This is a genomic window from Pseudomonas sp. FW215-R2, assembly GCF_058789255.1.
On the sequence record NZ_JBYTBO010000003.1, the window covers coordinates 267,581 to 283,514 of the forward strand.

Sequence of the window (15,934 nt, forward strand, 5' to 3'; positions counted from 1 at the left end):
ACGAAACTTCCTAAGTAAGCCTTTAGCAGGACTAAACCATGAGTCGTCAATTGCATGCCCAGACTTACGTCTGGCTGCAGGTGTTTTCCTGTGCCGCGCGGCACCTGTCATTCACCCGTTGTGCCGAGGAGTTGCACATCACACCGGGGGCGGTGAGTCAGCAAATCCGACAGCTGGAAGAGCGTCTGGGTTTTCGCCTGTTTCACCGTCGCGCACGGGGCGTGGAGCTGAGTGCTGAGGGACAGCGACTGGCGATCACGGTCAACGAGGCTTATGGCAGCATCGATGCTGAGCTGCGTCGTCTGGATGCGGGGATGATCAGCGGGATTCTGCGGGTGCGTTCGATTCCATCGTTCCTCAGCAAATGGCTCACCCCGCGCCTGCCGCGCCTGCAACAGCGTTACCCGGATATCCAGTTGCGGCTGGTGGCCGAGGACAGCAGCGTGCCGTTGCATGAAGGGGATTTCGACCTGGCCATCGACTTGAACGACGGCAGTTATCCGGGATTGTTATCCACAGCCTTGCTCGACGAGCAGATTTTCCCAGTGTGCGCGCCGAGCCTGTTGCGCGGACGGCCGCCGCTGCACGGGCCGGCGGATCTTGTGCACTTCCCGCTGCTGCACGACATCACGGCCTGGCGCGGCAGTTATGAATACGCGGAGTGGGAGTTTTATCTCAATGCCATCGGATTCGATGGCGCCGACGTACGGCGCGGGCACACGTTCAATCGCAATCACTTGACCATCGAAGCGGCGATTGCCGGCATGGGTGTGGCGATTGCCCGGCGCACGCTGCTCAACGACGAGCTGGAGCGGGGGACGTTGATCGTGCCGTTCGGGATTTCGGTGCCCAATCACAAGCGCTATGTCTTGCTCTACGCACCAGGGGCGCTGAGCCATCCGGGCGTGCGGGCGGTGCATGACTGGCTGGTGGAAGAGGCGGGGATTTTTCGTAGCCTGCACCCGTTGGGTGATGGCCAATTGTGAGTAGATTTTGCAGGGAACTGAGGCGACCCAACTCCCGACCTTACCAGCGCTTCACTCGGTTGTCCGGCTTTTTTTGCGTATGAATATTTATCTTTTTTCAGGGGTTGAAATGTTCGTCACACGGGCCGATTGTTGTAATCAAGAGGTCACGAAATCCTGTTCAAGGCCTCTTGCGAGCTAGCTGAAATAAGGGATGAACTATGCAAATCCAAGTCAACAGCGACAACCATATTCAAAGCAGCAAACGACTGGAGGAGTGGGTACGAACCACAATTGAGAGCACGCTCGACCGTTATGAGGAAGACCTGACCCGTGTCGAAGTCCATCTGAGCGACGAGAACGGTGACAAACCGGGTCCCCATGATTTGCGCTGCCAACTGGAAGCGCGGCCAAAAGGCCATCAACCGATTTCCGTCACCCACAAAGCCGATTCGCTGGAACAGGCGATCGATGGTGCAGCCGAAAAACTGGAGCACGCGCTGGAGCACCTGTTTGGCAAACTGCGGGGCAAACCGCGAGCCGCAGTGGTGCCATTTACCAGCAAGGCGAATGACGCGCTGCTGGAGGAAGAATTTCTGGAAAACGAACAGGCAGCGATCAACAGTTGATGCGCTGATTTTATAAGTCACCCAATGAGAACGGGCCTGCAATTGCAGGCCCGTTTCGTTTCTGGTGGGTTTTGTGAGTGGATCAGATATGAAACCCCTCTCCCTTCGGGAGAGGGCTGGATGCATGTAGATCTCAGAAGGCAACGGAAGTCTGCACATACACCGTGCGCGGCTCACCCACGTATTTGCCCTTGTTGTTGTCATCGAACGAACGGGTGAAGTACTGGGTGTTGAAGATGTTCTTCACCCCCACCGCCACGTTCAGGTCCGACAGCTGCGGGCCGAAGTCATAACCGGCGCGGCTGCTGAACAGCATGTAGCCCGGAATCTTGCCGGTGCTGCCATCGGCGCTTTCTTTCGAGGTGTTGGCGTTGTCGGCGAACTGGTCGCTCTGGAAGCTGCTGTCCAGGTTCAGCTTCCACGGTCCTTCGGTGTAACCGACGCCGATCGTGCCCTTGTGTTTCGAGGAGAACGGCACACGATTGCCCTTGTTCGGCCCGTCTTCGCGGATGGTCGCGTCGACATAGGCGTAAGTGGCGTAGACATCGAAGCCGGCCAGCGCCGGGCTCAAGTCATCCAGCGCGTAATTGACGCTGGTCTCGATGCCCTGATGGCGGGTTTCGCCACGGGCGATCACCGAATCGTTGGTCTGATTGCTTTCGTACTGGTTGTCGAAGTTGATCAGGAACGCGCCGATTTCCGCTCGCAGGGCGCCGTTGTCGTAACGGGTGCCGAGTTCCCAGGTGCGAGCCTTCTCCGGTTTCACTTCACCGCTGCTCACGCGGTTGGGCATCTGGCTGTATTGCACGCTGCCGAAGGAGCCTTCGGTGTTGGCGTACAGGTTCCAGGTGTCGGTCAGGTGGTACAGCACGTTCAACGCCGGCAGCGCGGTGTTGTAGTCACCCTTGTATTTGACGTTGGTCAGGTTGTTGGTCTGCTGCGACTCGATCATCTCGTAGCGCACGCCCGGGGTGATCGTCCACTTGCCGATGTCGATGCGGTCATCGACGAAGAACGCATTGGCTTCGGTACCGCCACGGGTGTCGCGGTCGTTGCGGCTGTTGGTGGTCGGGTATTCGTTGCTGGCGATCGGGGTGCGATAGCGCAACTCGTGGCCGGCCTCATTGATGTAGCGATAGCCGACGCCAACTTCATGGCTGGTCGAGCCGAGGTCGAAACCTTGAGCGAAACGGGTTTCCAGACCGCGAACCCAGTATTCGCGCGGCGACAGCGACAGGAATGTGCCCTGATCCAGATAACCGCTGCGCAGGGTCTTGGTGAAGAAGGTGTTGGCGGTGAATTCGCGACGATCTTCCTGATAGCGGTAGCCGAAATTGAACATCGTGCGACGGCCCCAGAACTGGTCTTTCGGTCGGGTCGACTGATACGGATCGGCATCGTAGTCGGCGACGTTCAGGCCGCCGGGCATGTCAGCCTTGCCTTCGTAATACTGGGCCATGGCGTTGAAGCTGTTGGCTTCGTCGAGCTGGTATTTGCCCTTGAGGATCAGGTCGTCGATTTCCGTGTCGCTGTGTTCGCGCCAGTCGCCACCGCGAGTGCCGGAGTACAGCAGCGCGCCGCCCAGGCCGTTGGCATTGGTGCCGCCGGCCAGCAGGTTGGCGCTGGTCTTGAAGCCGTCATGGCTGGACGAAGGACTGGTTTCGGTCTGGAAACCGCCCTTGACGGTCGGCTCGTCAGGAATCGCCCGGGTCACGAAGTTGACCACGCCGCCGACGTTCTGCGGGCCGTAACGTACGGCGCCGCCGCCTCGCACGACGTCCACCGCGTCCATGTTGCCCATGCTGATCGGTGCGAACGACAACTGTGGTTGGCCGTAAGGCGCGAATGGCACCGGGATGCCGTCCATCAACACCGTCGAACGTGCGGCCAGGCGCGGGTTGAGGCCGCGAATGCCGAAGTTCAGCGCCATGTCGTGGCTGCCGGTGCCGTTGTTTTCCGGGGCGTTGACCCCGGGAATGCGATTGAGCACATCGCGGGCCTGGGTCGCGCCCTGGCGTTCGAACTCTTCGCGGCGGATCACGTCACGGGCGCCGGGATGTTCGAAGACGTTGACCTGTGCGGCTTCACCGAGCCAGTCGCCGACCACTTTCGAAGTATCCAACTCCAATGCGCTGTCATTCGACGGTTGCAGGCTGAAGGCATTGCCGCCCTCGGCGCGGGCTTGCAGGCCGGTGCCTTCGAGCAGCGCGTTCAGACCTTGTTCCGCTGTGTAGCTGCCTTCCAGCCCACGGCTTTGCACACCGCTGGTGACCTGCGAGCCAAAGGAAATCAGCACCCCGGCTTCACGGCCGAACTGGTTGAGGGCATTTTCCAGCGACGACGGGGCGATGTGGTAAGCCTTGGTGTCGGCAGCCAGCACATGGGGCAGGGCGCTGAAGCTCAGGCTGGCGCCTAGGACGAGATTGCGCAGGGTTCGGGCCAACGGCGTGAGGCGGGTGGGGTGCATGGAGGACGGTCCTGAGAAGGTTGAATCAAGGGGGCTTTCCTTCTCTGTCACGCCAGATCTGAAAAACGGCTCATTTATTTTTACGGTTGATCAAACCTTGGCTTCGACCGTCACCCAGTAACGGGTAAAGCGCCTCACTTTTACCGGCAGGCTGATTTCCAGCAGATCGAGAATCCGCTCGCTGTCGTCCAGTGGATAAGTCCCGGAGATCAGCAAGTCAGCGACTTTTGCATCGCAATTGAGCTGCCCGCGACGGTAGCGGCCGAGTTCGTCGAGGAAGTCGGCCAGTCGCATGTGGGCGGCCACGAGCATGCCGTCGGCCCAGGCGCCGCTGTTGGCGTCCAGCGGTTTTGCTTCGCTGATGGAGGTGGCGCTGAAGCTCAATTGTCGGGCGACCGGCAGCAACATCGGCGAGCGACCTTGTGCGTTCAACTCGACCCGACCTTCAAACAGCGCAACCTGCGTGCGGTCGGCAAACTGCCGCACGTTGATCCGCGCACCTTGAGTTTTCAGCACGCCTTGCGCGGTTTGCACTTCGAAGGATTGAGTGGCGGTCAGCAGCATTTCGCCTTCGAGCAGACGGATCAGTCCATCTCCCCGGACATCCGCCGCACTCGCGGTGTTGAGCTGCAACTGGCCACCCGCGCCGAGCGATATCTTGCGGCGCTGACCGACCGGGCTGCGGTAATCGGCCAGCAGCGACGGCAACGGATTGTGCTCGCGCATCCCCCAGGTGACTGCCGAACCGGCGCCGAGAAGCAGCAACAATTTGAGAGCCTGACGCCGACTGCCGGACTTTGGCGCGTTCAACGCGGCATGGGCCAGTGGCGATGACAAACCCCGCAACCGCGAATTGACCCGCTGAATGTGTTCCCAGGCGCGGCGATGTTCGCTGTGAGCGTCGATCCACTGTTGCCAGGCTTGTTGTTGACGCGGATTCAACGGGCCCTGCTGCATTTCCAGCAGCCAGTGCACCGCTTGCTCGGCAACCTGCGCGGAAAAATCCATCGGCGGATTCACAGAGCAAAGTAGCAGCGCATCGCTGCCTTGTTCAGATGACGTTTGACCGTGGCCACGGAGATACCCAGTTCGGCGGCGATCTGCGGATAGGTCAGGCCATCGACCTGCGCCAGCAGAAATGCGCGTTTGACGGCGCGCGGCAGGCCATCGAGCAACTGATCCAGCTCCATCAGGGTTTGCAGGATGATCGCTTTCTCTTCTTCCGAAGGCGCGACGACTTCCGGCATCTGCGCGAGGGTGTCGAGGTAGGCGCGTTCCAGGTCCTGGCGGCGGTAATGGTTGAACAACACACGCTTGGCCAGCGTGGTGAGGAACGCCCGAGGCTCGATGATGACCGGCGGTTCTCGTGCGGTCAGCACCCGAATGAACGTGTCCTGGGCCAGATCGGCGGCGCTGTCCGGGCAGCCGAGTTTGCGCCGCAGCCAGCCAGTGAGCCAGCTGTGGTGGGCCTGATACAGCGATTCGACGGGATGGGCGGACGACAACGGCATCACTCCGGGCGCATACGAATGCGTTAGAGAACAAGAATGGTTCGCATTGTAGGGCCGCGAATGCATGCCGGCAATCAGACTCTTTTGCGTATGAGAATATTTATCATTAATATTGCATGCCTGTCGTCTCGGCCTGTTGGCCGGACGTTAACCGTTTCAGGGTCGAAACATGAAAGCCAAACTCGCCACACTCCCCATGTCCTATCGTCTGGCCGTCACTTCGCGGGTGCTCGCGGCAGTGTTTGGCGGCTATCTGGTCGCGGCGCTGGCCAGTGTCACGCTGACAATGTGGTTGCCGCTGAATCGCGCCGAAGCGGTCATCACCGGCATGACGGTTTCGTTCCTCGTGTATCTGGTGGCCGTGCTCTGGTGCTTCGCCTGCCGTAGTGCCTGGGCGGCGTGGGTCGGTTTGCTGGTGCCGAGCGTGATTCTGGCGACGATCTCCGGTGCCGCTCGGGGTCTGGGTTACGCATGAAAGAGGGTTTCCGGCAGGCGATGGCCTGGCTGCACACCTGGACCGGGCTGGTCTTCGGCTGGCTGCTGTTTGCGATTTTCCTGACCGGGACGCTGGCCTATTTCAAGGACGAGACCAATCACTGGATGCAGCCGGAGATCCCGTCGCGTCCGCTCGATGCCGAAGCGAGCCTGACGCTGGCGCAAACCTATCTGCAGCAGCGCGCGCCCGATGCGCCGAGTTGGCAGATCACGCTTCCCGATGCGCGCGAGCCCGGGATCTCTGTCGGTTGGCAAGCCCCGACCCAACCCGGCCAGCGCGGCCGATTTACCGAAAAAATCCTCGACGCCCGGACCGGTGCCGAAGTGCCCGTGCGCAAAAGCTTCGGCGGCGAATTCTTCTACCGCTTCCACTTCCAGCTGCAAATGCCTTATCCGTGGGGCCGCTGGCTGGCGACCAGCGCGGCGATGGTGATGTTCATCGCACTGATTACCGGGATCATCACCCACAAGAAAATCTTCAAGGACTTCTTCACCTTCCGCCCGCGCAAAGGCCAGCGCACCTGGCTCGACGGGCATAACGCGGTGGGCGTGCTGGTGCTGCCTTTTCACCTGATGATCACCTACAGCAGCCTGGTGATCTTCATGGCGATGGTTATGCCGGCGAGCCTTCTGGCGTCCTACGGCAACGATCGCAGTACGTTTTACGATGAAGTGTTTCCCGAAACGCCGGCCCCGGAGCGCGCAGGCATTCCCACCACGTTGCCGCCGATGGCGCCGCTGCTGGCACGTGCAAGCGAGCACTGGGGCGGCGGACATGCCGCGCGGGTGACGGTGAACAATCCCGGCGACGCCAATGCCTCGGTGCAGGTGTCGCGTGCCAGTTCCGACAGGATCACCTACGAATACGGCAGCGACGTGACCTTCAATGGCGTGACCGGACAAATCCTCGGTGCGACCCCGGCCAAACCGCTGCCGATGACGATTGCCGGCAGTTTCTATGGTTTGCACATCGGCCATTTCGCCGGCCCGGTGCTGCGTTGGCTGTATTTCATTTGCGGCTTGGCCGGCACGGCAATGATCGGCACCGGACTGGTGATCTGGCTTGGCAAACGTCAGCTCAAACATGCCAAGACCGGGGGCATGCCGTTCGAGTTGCGGCTAGTCGAAGTGCTGAACATCGCCAGCATGGCCGGGCTGGTCAGTGCGGTGGCGGCGTTCTTCTGGGCCAACCGTCTGTTGCCACTGAGTCTCGACGGCCGGGCCAAGTGGGAAGTGAACGCGTTCTTCATCGCTTGGGCTTTGAGCCTGGTGCATGCCTTGCTCCGACCGGGTCGCAAAGCCTGGGTCGAACAATTGACACTGGCAGCGCTGCTGTTCACCACGATGCCATTGCTCAACGCATTGACCACTGCGCATCACCTCGGCGTCACGCTGGCCCAGGGTGACTGGGCCTTGGCCGGTTTCGACCTGACCTGCCTCGGCGCCGGTCTGTTCCTGGGGTGGGCCGCCTGGAAAATGCAGCGTGCCGGCCACACCGTCCGCGTGAAAAAGACACCTCGCGAAACGCCCCGGCCGATCACGCTTGAGCAGGGGACGCACTGATGCTGCTGGCGCTGTTGCTGTGTTACGCCGGATTTACTGTGCTGTGTCTGTCGATGCCGCGGCATCACGATGAGCTGCTGGGTCACAAGCCTTCAACCCGACGCGCAAAAAGTCTGAAGCTCGCCGGTTGGTTGCTGCTGTGTCTTTCACTCTGGGCCGCCGTGGCTGCCAACGGCTGGGGTTTCGGTCTGGTCGACTGGTTCGCCGTGTTGATGATCAGCGCATTGTTGCTGGTGCTGCTGATGCCCTATCGACCGAAACTGGCAATGGCGATGGCGGCGTTGAGCCTGTTGGCGACGCCGGTCGCCGCATGGGCGTGGTGATGCAATGCTGATCGGTCATCCCCCGGAATCCCGCGACGACGAACCGAGCGGCGCGCGCGCGCATTTTCTTCAGGTGTTTCTCTCGCAGCGCCCGCAAATGGAAGCGCTGGTGAACCGCCGTGTCGGTTGCCGGGCGACGGCAGCGGACCTGGTGCAGGATCTGTTTTTGCGATTCTGGCGTCGGCCGCTGGTGCAGGTCGAAGAGCTCAGCACCTACCTGTTGCGCTGTGCCGGCAACATCGCCATCGATCATTTGCGCAGCGAAGGCACGCGGGTTCGGGTCAATGAAGGCTGGCAACCGGATGAGCCGGACAGCAGCGCCAGCGAGCCGCAAGCCGCACTCGAAGCAGGCAACGATCTGCGCCACGTCGAAGCGGCGTTGCGCGCATTGCCCGAGCGCACGCGGCAGATCTTTTTGCTCAATCGCATCCACGGGCGCAAGTACGCCGAGATCGCCAAGGCCATGGGCCTGTCCCAAAGCGCTGTGGAAAAACATATGATGCGCGCCCTCGAGGCCTGCAAGGCCAGCCTGCGCGAACCCGCGCCACGCCTGCCAGGGAAAGCACCGTGAATCACACCGACCGCGTCATCCCGACGCCCGCTCAGGAGCAGGCGGCTTTTGCCTGGCTGAGCCTGTTGCACGACCGCCCCAGCACCGGTGACCAACTGACCTTCAGCCAATGGCTGCGAGCCGACCCGGCCCACGCCGAGGCATACGCCCAGGCGCAAGTCATCTGGGAATTGAGCGAAGGGCCGGCCCGCACTCTGGCGGATGAAGAGGCATTCGCCTTGCAGGGCTATCTGAATGCGATGGACCGGCCGCGCCGTCCGCAGATTCGACGTTGGGCCGGAGCGCTGGCAATGGCGGCCTGTCTGTTGTTGATGATCAGCCTCGGCACCGGTTGGCAGCCGCAGCGTTGGGTCGATGATCTGGGCGCCGACTATGTTTCGGCACCCGGCGAAATCCGCACCGTGACTTTGGCCGATCAGTCCCAGGTCACGCTGGACGCCGACAGCGCCATCGCCGTGGATTTCAGTCATGGCGAGCGGCATGTTCAGGTACGTCGAGGCGCCGGTTTTTTCAGCGTGACCCACACCGGCGAGCCGTTCGTGGTCGAGGCTGAAAAGGGCCAGGCGCGTGTGCTCGGTACGCAGTTCGAAGTGCGCCTGCAACCGCATGGCGCACAAGTCACCGTGTTGTCCGGGCGCGTTGGCGTGACGGCGGCGCGGGATGCCGAGCAGCAGATTCTCACCGCCGGCCAGCAAGTGGCATATGGCAAAGGCATCGCGGAAAAACTGCACGCCGTGGACAGCGAAGCGCAACTGGCCTGGCGTCAGGGCTGGCTGACTTACTACAAGTCGACACTGGCGGATGTGGTGCAGGATCTGCGGCGTTATTACCCCGGGCGCATCGTGTTGCTCAACGACGAACTGGGCGCGCGCAAGGTCAGCGGAAGCTTTCCGAGCAAGGATCCGCAAGCCGTGCTGAATTCGCTGCAGGGGGTTCTGGGATTCGAGCAGTATCAGGTGCTGGGCAAGCTGATTATCCTGCGCTGAAAATATTTTCACATTTGTGGTGAGGTAAATCCCGACGCCATCCGTGTAGTGACTGAAACTGCGAGTCATTCGCATCCGTTGCGGTTCTACACAGGTCATGAGCAATGAAGTCCAGGGCAAAATCGGGTTCGGTCAAACAGTGGTTCGGTGCCTCGGCGCTGAGTTTTGCGGCGTTGGCGTTGTTGCCGATGAGCGTGGCGCAGGCCGCCGAAAGCAACAGCAGCCAGCCACAGAAACAGTTCAGTTTTTCCCTGGCCGCCAAACCGCTGCCGCAAGCCTTGAGCGACTTCAGTCGCGTGACCGGCCAGAGCGTGGTCTACACCGTTGAAGCGCCGTACGGCCTCAACGCCCCAGCGGTCAACGGGCAGATGAGCGCCGAGCAGGCGTTGCAACGTCTGCTCACCGGATCCGGCCTGACCTTCCGCCGCACCGACAGCCATACTCTGGCACTCGAACCGCAACCGACCGCAGGTGCGTTGAACCTCGGTGCGACCAACATCACCTCGGTTATGGATCAACCGATGAGTTACCAGCCACCGGAAACCAGTTCGGTGATGCGTTCCTCGGCCTCGCTCCAGGAAATTCCGCAGACCGTCAACGTGATCCCGGCCCAGGTCATTCGCGACCAGGCGCCGCGCAACCTCGATGATGCACTGGCCAACGTCAGCGGTATCACCCAGGGCAACACGCTGGGCAGCACCCAGGATTCGGTGATGACCCGGGGCTTCGGCGACAACCGCAACGGTTCGATCATGCGCGACGGCATGCCGGTGGTGCAGGGCCGTGGCATGAACGCGACCGTGGATCGCGTCGAAGTGCTCAAGGGCCCGGCCTCGCTGTTGTACGGGATTCAGGACCCGGGCGGCGTGGTCAACATGGTCAGCAAAAAGCCCGAACTGACCCAGTACAACGCCCTGACCCTGCGCGGTTCGACCTACGGCGATGGCAAGAACGGCAGCGGTGGCTCGTTCGACAGCACCGGTGCGTTGGGTGATTCCGGACTGGCCTATCGCATGGTGCTCGATCACGAAGACGAAGATTACTGGCGCAATTTCGGTACCCACCGTGAAAGCCTGATCGCGCCGTCGCTGGCCTGGTACGGCGAGCGCACCAAGTTGTTGTTTGCCTATGAGCATCGGGAATTCCTGACGCCGTTCGACCGTGGCACGCTGATCGATCCACGCACCAACCATCCGCTGGACATCTCGCGCAACGAGCGTCTCGACGAGAAATTCAACGACATGGAAGGGCGCTCGGACCTCTATCACTTCGAGGCCGACCACGAACTCAACGACGACTGGAAAGCCCATTTCGGCTACAGCTGGAACCGCGAAACCTACGACGCCAGCCAGGTCCGCGTGACTGCGATCGACACCAAGAAAGGCACCCTGACCCGCAGCATGGACGGCACCCAGGGCGCGATCAGCACTGACCGTTTCACCACCGCCAGCCTCGAAGGCAAGGTCAATGTACTGGGCATGCAGCATGACCTGGTGTTCGGCGTCGATGACGAGTACCGCAAGATCTACCGCGCCGACCTGATCCGTCAGAAAAGCCTGAGCACCTTCAGCTACGTCAATCCGGTCTACGGCCGCGAAGTCGCCGGCACCACTGTCAGCCCGGCGGACAGTGCGCAGACCGATCTGCTGCGCAGTGATTCGGTGTTCCTGCAGGACTCGATTCACCTCAACGACCAGTGGATTCTGGTGGCCGGCGGGCGCTTCCAGGAATACGACCAGTACGCCGGCAAAGGCGTGCCATTCAAGGCCAACACCGACAGCAACGGTCAGAAGTGGGTGCCGCGTGCAGGCCTGGTGTATCGCTACACCGACGCGTTGTCGTTCTACGGCAGCTACACCGAGTCGTTCAAACCGAACTCGACCATTGCTCCGCTGAGCGGCAGCAGCACCGTGCTCGACGGCAGCATCGCGCCGGAAGAAGCCAAGTCCTGGGAACTGGGCGCACGCCTCGACATTCCGGGGCGTGTCACCGGCAACATCGCTTTGTTCGACATCAAGAAACGCAACGTGCTGGTGGCCAACGCCGAAGGCCCGACCACGATCTACAGCGCCGCCGGTGAAGTGCGTTCCCGTGGCCTGGAAATGGACCTGACCGGCCAGCTCAGTGATCGCTGGAGCATGATCGGCAGCTACGCCTACACCGACGCCGAGGTTACGGAAGATCCCGACTACAAAGGCAACAAGCTGCAAAACGTGGCGAAGAATACCGGCTCGCTGTCGGCGGTCTACGACTTCGGCAGCGTGATCGGCGGCGATCAACTTCGGGTCGGTGCCGGTGCGCGGTATGTCGGTGACCGAGCGGGTAACGCGGTGAATGATTTCGATCTGCCGAGCTACACCGTGGCCGATGCGTTTGCCACTTACGACACCAAGGTTGAAGGGCAGAAGGTCAAGTTCCAGCTCAACGTGAAGAACCTGTTCGACCGCACTTACTACACCTCGGCGGCGAGCCGGTTCTTCGTGTCGATGGGCGACTCGCGGCAGATTTCGTTGTCGAGCACGCTGGAGTTCTGATCAGCGCAAAAACGCCTGGCGATACTCGCCGGGCGTTCCACCCAGCACCTGGCGAAAGCGGTTGGTGAAGTGGCTGGCACTGGCAAATCCGCACGCCAGGGCAATCTCCCCCAACGGCAACGCCGTCCCCCGCAACAACTCCCGCGCCCGGCTCAAACGCCGCGCCAGCACATACTGATGCGGTGGCAAACCGAAGCTCACCCGGAACATCCGCGCAAAGTGGTATTCCGACAATGCACACAACCCCGCCAGTTGCCCGAGGCTGATCGGCTCGGCCAATTGACTGTCGATGAACTCCACCAGTTGCCGGCGCTGGTGCGGCGCCAACCCACCTTTCAGACGCAAACCCTGACGCACGCCGACCTGGCTCAACAGGGTATGGCTGATCAATTCGTGGGCCAGGCTGCTGGTCAGCAAGCGCTCGGCAGGCTCGTCCCAGTTCAAGGTGAGTAACTGGCGAAACCGTCGGGCCTGTTGCGGATCTTCGAGAAAGGTCTGTTCGCGCAACTGCATTTCCCGGGGCTCGCGATCCAGCAGGGTGACGCAACCCAGGGCAAATTGTTCGGCGCTGAAATACAGGTGGGCCAGACGAATATCGCCATTGATCACCCAACCCGATTCGTGGTCTGCCGGCAGGATGCACAGCTTGTCCGGGCCGCCCTTGTGGCCGGGTTCGCCACGGCGAAAAGTGCCGGTGCCGCCGGCGATGTAGCAGGAGAGGGTGTGATGGCTAGGCGCTTCGTATTCCTGGGCGTCGTGGTGATTGGTCCACAAGGCTGCGGACAGGCCGTCACCCAACTCGGCGCTGTGCACAAGGCGTGCATTGGGCGAGTTGTTGAGGGCTTGGAATACTTGCAGGGTATCGATGGCGGCCATGATCGGTTCTCTTCAACGCCTTGCATCCTACTCCGTAGATTTCGCGCTGCCAGCCTGCGGTCCGACAAAAGCGCAAGTTTATGCAAGCGCGGGCAGAGGGGACGGGCGGACACTGAAACCCAATCGAGGAGTGTCTACCATGAACCTGTCGTTGTATTTGTTGACCGTGCTGATCTGGGGCACCACCTGGATTGCCCTGAAGTGGCAACTGGGCGTGGTGGCGATTCCGGTGTCGATCGTCTATCGCTTCGGTCTCGCCGCGTTGGTGTTGTTCGCGCTGTTGCTGCTCAGCCGGCGGCTGCAACCGATGAACCGGCGCGGTCATTTGATTTGTGTGGCGCAGGGCTTGTGTCTGTTCTGCGTCAACTTCATGTGCTTCCTGACTGCTAGCCAGTGGATTCCCAGCGGTCTGGTGGCGGTGGTGTTTTCTACCGCAACGTTGTGGAACGCGCTGAATGCGCGGGTGTTCTTCGGTCAACGCATCGCGCGCAATGTGCTGATGGGCGGGGCGCTGGGGCTGGGCGGTCTGGGCCTGTTGTTCTGGCCGGAGCTGGCCGGGCATCACGCCAGTCCGCAAACCTTGCTCGGTCTTGGCCTGGCACTCTGCGGCACCTTGTGTTTTTCGGCGGGCAACATGTTGTCGAGCCTGCAACAGAAGGCTGGCCTCAAACCGCTGACCACCAATGCCTGGGGCATGGCCTACGGGGCGGCGATGCTGTCGGTGTGGTGTCTGGTCAAAGGCATTCCGTTCGAGATGGAATGGACGTCGCGCTACATCGGCGCGCTGCTGTACCTGGTCATCCCCGGTTCGGTAATCGGTTTCACCGCGTACCTGACCCTCGTGGGTCGCATGGGTCCGGAACGCGCCGCGTATTGCACAGTGCTGTTCCCGGTGGTGGCGTTGAACGTTTCGGCGTTTGCCGAAGGGTATCAATGGACGGCGCCGGCGTTGGCGGGGTTGGTGCTGGTCATGCTGGGCAACGTGCTGGTGTTTCGCAAACCCCGCGCACCGATACTGCCGACTCAAGGCAAACTGGCCTGATGCACACGAGCGCTGAATGTTCAGCGCTCCACTTTTATAACGATGTATATCAATAACGGAAATATGAAATCGACAATGTGTCGGGCCCAGTCCTTGGCATTCCATGTTTGTGAAGTGTCCATATCGAACCATTCAACACCGATGGTTTGCAGGCCGACGTAATAAACGAACATGGCGATCAATAAACCAATGATCGAAAGTTTCTTCGCCTCATGGAAGGCTTCCGCTGATTCGTTGATTTTCCGAAAGAGGTGATAAGTGCCCAGCAGGCAGCAAACGGTATAAATCACTTCCAGGGTAATGATCAGCCAGTAAATTCGATGGTGCAGCATGGGTGAGGTAATTGCCCGATAGCGTATGTTCTCGTTGATCTGAGTGGTGTCCATACTGAGGATGTGCCCGACATATTCATAGTTTGACGGGTAGTCGGTGAAGTTGCTGTACATCACGAAAAGGCCGAAGATGCTGATGTAAGCCATGAGTATGACTTTGCTGTGGCGGACAAGTTGATCGGTGGTCAGGTTTTTCAAAGTGGGTGCTCTCCATAAAGTTTTAACTTCTGGAGAGTCTATAGCGGCAGTGTCTGTTTCGTTATTCAGTTCAATTGCAAGTTATGTGTGCCGGATAAAAGATCGGGCAAGTGCGATACACACTTGCCCGATTTTTTTAACCGCGCCAGACCTGCGGATTGACCAGGTCCTGCGGCCGCTCACCGAGCAGGGCGCTGCGCAGATTGGCCAGTGCGCGGTTGGCCATGGCTTCGCGGGTTTCATTCGTCGCCGAACCGATGTGCGGCAAGGTCACTGCGTTTTTCAACTGGAACAGCGGCGATTCGGCCAGCGGTTCCTTCTCGTAGACGTCGAGGCCGGCGCCGCGAATGCGGTTGTTCTGCAGGGCTTCGATCAGTGCCGGTTCATCGACCACCGGGCCGCGGGAGATGTTCACCAGAATTGCGCCCGACTTCATCAATGCCAGTTCGCGATGGCTGATCAAGTGGCGGGTCTTGTCGCTGAGCGGCACCACCAGGCAGACGAAATCCGCTTCGGCCAGCAGTTGGTCAAGGCTGCGGAACTGCGCTCCGAGTTCCTGTTCCAGTTCGGTCTTGCGGCTGTTGCCGCTGTAGATAATCGGCATGTTGAAGCCGAAGCGTCCACGTCGAGCGACGGCGGCGCCGATGTTGCCCATGCCGACGATGCCCAGGGTCTTGCCGTGTACGTCGCACCCGAACAGTGGTGCGCCGACGCTGGCCTGCCATTGGCCGGCCTTGGTCCAGGCGTCCAGTTCGGCGACGCGGCGGGCACTGCTCATGATCAGGGCGAAGGCAAGGTCAGCGGTGCTTTCGGTGAGGACGTCCGGGGTGTTGGTGAGCATGATCCCGCGCTCGTTGAAGTAGGCAAGGTCGTAGTTGTCGTAGCCGACGGAGACGCTGGAGACCACTTCAAGTTTCGCGGCGTTTTCCAGTTGGGCCTTGCCGAGTTTGCGACCGACGCCAATCAGGCCGTGGGCGTGGGGCAGGGCTTCGTTGAACTGGGCGTTGATGTCGCCGTTTTTCGGGTTGGGGACGATGACGTCGAAGTCCTGTTGCAGGCGTTCGATCATGGGGGGGGTGATGCGGCTGAAGGCCAAAACTGTTTTTTTCATTGGCTTGGGCTCGGCTGGGCGGCTGATGTGATTGCCAAGCAAGCTAACATTTTCTGTTTGGGGTTGTCTTGGCGGCCTCTGGGCCGACCAGGCTTTTGGGGTTTTGGGTGAATATCCGTTGCTGCGGTAACGGCTTCTTATGGTTTCGCCCTTACGGCGAGTCACTTTTGCAGACGCCCAAAAGTAACCAAAACGCTGGGCCCCGGCGTTCGGCACCTCGCTTTGGCTCGGTGTTCCTTCGTTCCGGGATTCATCCGGGGGCATCGCCTACGGTTTGCTTCGCTGCACCTCCTCTCGATGTGTTTGGCTCCGCCAAACGGCGCTGCGCGCC

At 60.7% G+C, this 15,934-nt stretch carries 15 protein-coding genes; 9 read left to right on the plus strand and 6 right to left on the minus strand.

The window, feature by feature from the left end; all coding sequences use genetic code 11:
• Positions 1-38: 38 nt before the first annotated feature.
• Together AC3WRD_RS06145 and AC3WRD_RS06150 are read left to right on the plus strand one after the other, a co-directional pair.
• On the plus strand, positions 39-986 hold the full coding sequence (locus AC3WRD_RS06145; protein ID WP_102619474.1) for a LysR substrate-binding domain-containing protein: 948 nt from the start codon (positions 39-41) through the stop codon (positions 984-986).
• Positions 987-1,186: 200 nt separating this feature from the next.
• Positions 1,187-1,594: an HPF/RaiA family ribosome-associated protein gene (locus tag AC3WRD_RS06150; RefSeq protein WP_096819094.1), complete on the plus strand. Its 408-nt coding sequence runs from the start codon at positions 1,187-1,189 to the stop codon at positions 1,592-1,594.
• Between the two features lie 133 nt (positions 1,595-1,727).
• Here the strand turns inward: AC3WRD_RS06150 and fecA are convergent, their stop codons facing one another.
• The 3 genes from fecA to AC3WRD_RS06165 form a co-directional block, all read right to left on the minus strand.
• Entirely contained in the window at positions 1,728-4,061 is a 2,334-nt protein-coding gene (gene fecA, locus AC3WRD_RS06155) for a TonB-dependent Fe(3+) dicitrate receptor FecA (protein WP_102619475.1), read from the minus strand.
• 90 nt (positions 4,062-4,151) lie between these two features.
• On the minus strand, positions 4,152-5,081 hold the full coding sequence (locus AC3WRD_RS06160) for a DUF4880 domain-containing protein (RefSeq protein WP_102619476.1): 930 nt from the start codon (positions 5,079-5,081) through the stop codon (positions 4,152-4,154).
• Positions 5,078-5,566, minus strand: coding sequence for a sigma-70 family RNA polymerase sigma factor (locus AC3WRD_RS06165; RefSeq protein WP_085730110.1), 489 nt, complete (start codon positions 5,564-5,566; stop codon positions 5,078-5,080). The genes AC3WRD_RS06160 and AC3WRD_RS06165 overlap by 4 nt, the downstream gene beginning before the upstream one ends.
• A gap of 175 nt (positions 5,567-5,741) precedes the next feature.
• Here AC3WRD_RS06165 and AC3WRD_RS06170 point away from each other — a divergent pair, with 175 nt between their 5' ends.
• The 6 genes from AC3WRD_RS06170 (at position 5,742) to AC3WRD_RS06195 (ending at position 12,044) form a co-directional block, all read left to right on the plus strand.
• Positions 5,742-6,047 carry a DUF3649 domain-containing protein gene (locus AC3WRD_RS06170; protein ID WP_102619477.1) on the plus strand — a complete coding sequence of 102 codons (306 nt, stop codon included), beginning with the start codon at positions 5,742-5,744 and terminating at the stop codon, positions 6,045-6,047.
• Entirely contained in the window at positions 6,044-7,630 is a 1,587-nt protein-coding gene (locus AC3WRD_RS06175) for a PepSY-associated TM helix domain-containing protein (protein WP_102619478.1), read from the plus strand. Before AC3WRD_RS06170 ends, AC3WRD_RS06175 begins: the two co-directional genes overlap by 4 nt.
• Positions 7,630-7,953, plus strand: coding sequence for a DUF3325 domain-containing protein (locus AC3WRD_RS06180; RefSeq protein ID WP_102619479.1), 324 nt, complete (start codon positions 7,630-7,632; stop codon positions 7,951-7,953). Before AC3WRD_RS06175 ends, AC3WRD_RS06180 begins: the two co-directional genes overlap by 1 nt.
• A gap of 4 nt (positions 7,954-7,957) precedes the next feature.
• Entirely contained in the window at positions 7,958-8,524 is a 567-nt protein-coding gene (locus tag AC3WRD_RS06185) for an RNA polymerase sigma factor (RefSeq protein WP_096819110.1), read from the plus strand.
• Positions 8,521-9,510 (plus strand): FecR family protein, encoded by a 990-nt coding sequence (locus AC3WRD_RS06190; protein ID WP_102619480.1) that lies wholly within the window; start codon positions 8,521-8,523, stop codon positions 9,508-9,510. The genes AC3WRD_RS06185 and AC3WRD_RS06190 overlap by 4 nt, the downstream gene beginning before the upstream one ends.
• 104 nt (positions 9,511-9,614) lie before the next feature.
• On the plus strand, positions 9,615-12,044 hold the full coding sequence (locus AC3WRD_RS06195; RefSeq protein WP_102619481.1) for a TonB-dependent siderophore receptor: 2,430 nt from the start codon (positions 9,615-9,617) through the stop codon (positions 12,042-12,044).
• Here AC3WRD_RS06195 and AC3WRD_RS06200 read toward each other — a convergent pair whose 3' ends face one another.
• On the minus strand, positions 12,045-12,920 hold the full coding sequence (locus tag AC3WRD_RS06200; protein ID WP_102619482.1) for an AraC family transcriptional regulator: 876 nt from the start codon (positions 12,918-12,920) through the stop codon (positions 12,045-12,047). It lies immediately after the preceding gene.
• A gap of 139 nt (positions 12,921-13,059) precedes the next feature.
• Between AC3WRD_RS06200 and AC3WRD_RS06205 the strand changes: the two genes are divergently transcribed.
• Positions 13,060-13,962: a DMT family transporter gene (locus AC3WRD_RS06205; protein ID WP_102619483.1), complete on the plus strand. Its 903-nt coding sequence runs from the start codon at positions 13,060-13,062 to the stop codon at positions 13,960-13,962.
• A 20-nt stretch (positions 13,963-13,982) separates the two neighbouring features.
• On the opposite strand, the gene AC3WRD_RS06210 is transcribed toward AC3WRD_RS06205, so the two are convergent.
• The gene (locus tag AC3WRD_RS06210; protein WP_102619484.1) at positions 13,983-14,492 is read right to left on the minus strand and encodes a DUF2165 family protein; all 510 of its coding nucleotides are present in this window, start codon (positions 14,490-14,492) and stop codon (positions 13,983-13,985) included.
• A 136-nt stretch (positions 14,493-14,628) separates the two neighbouring features.
• A complete protein-coding gene (locus tag AC3WRD_RS06215; RefSeq protein ID WP_102619485.1) occupies positions 14,629-15,603 on the minus strand; it encodes a 2-hydroxyacid dehydrogenase in 975 nt (324 codons plus the stop codon).
• Between the last annotated feature and the right edge of the window lie 331 nt (positions 15,604-15,934).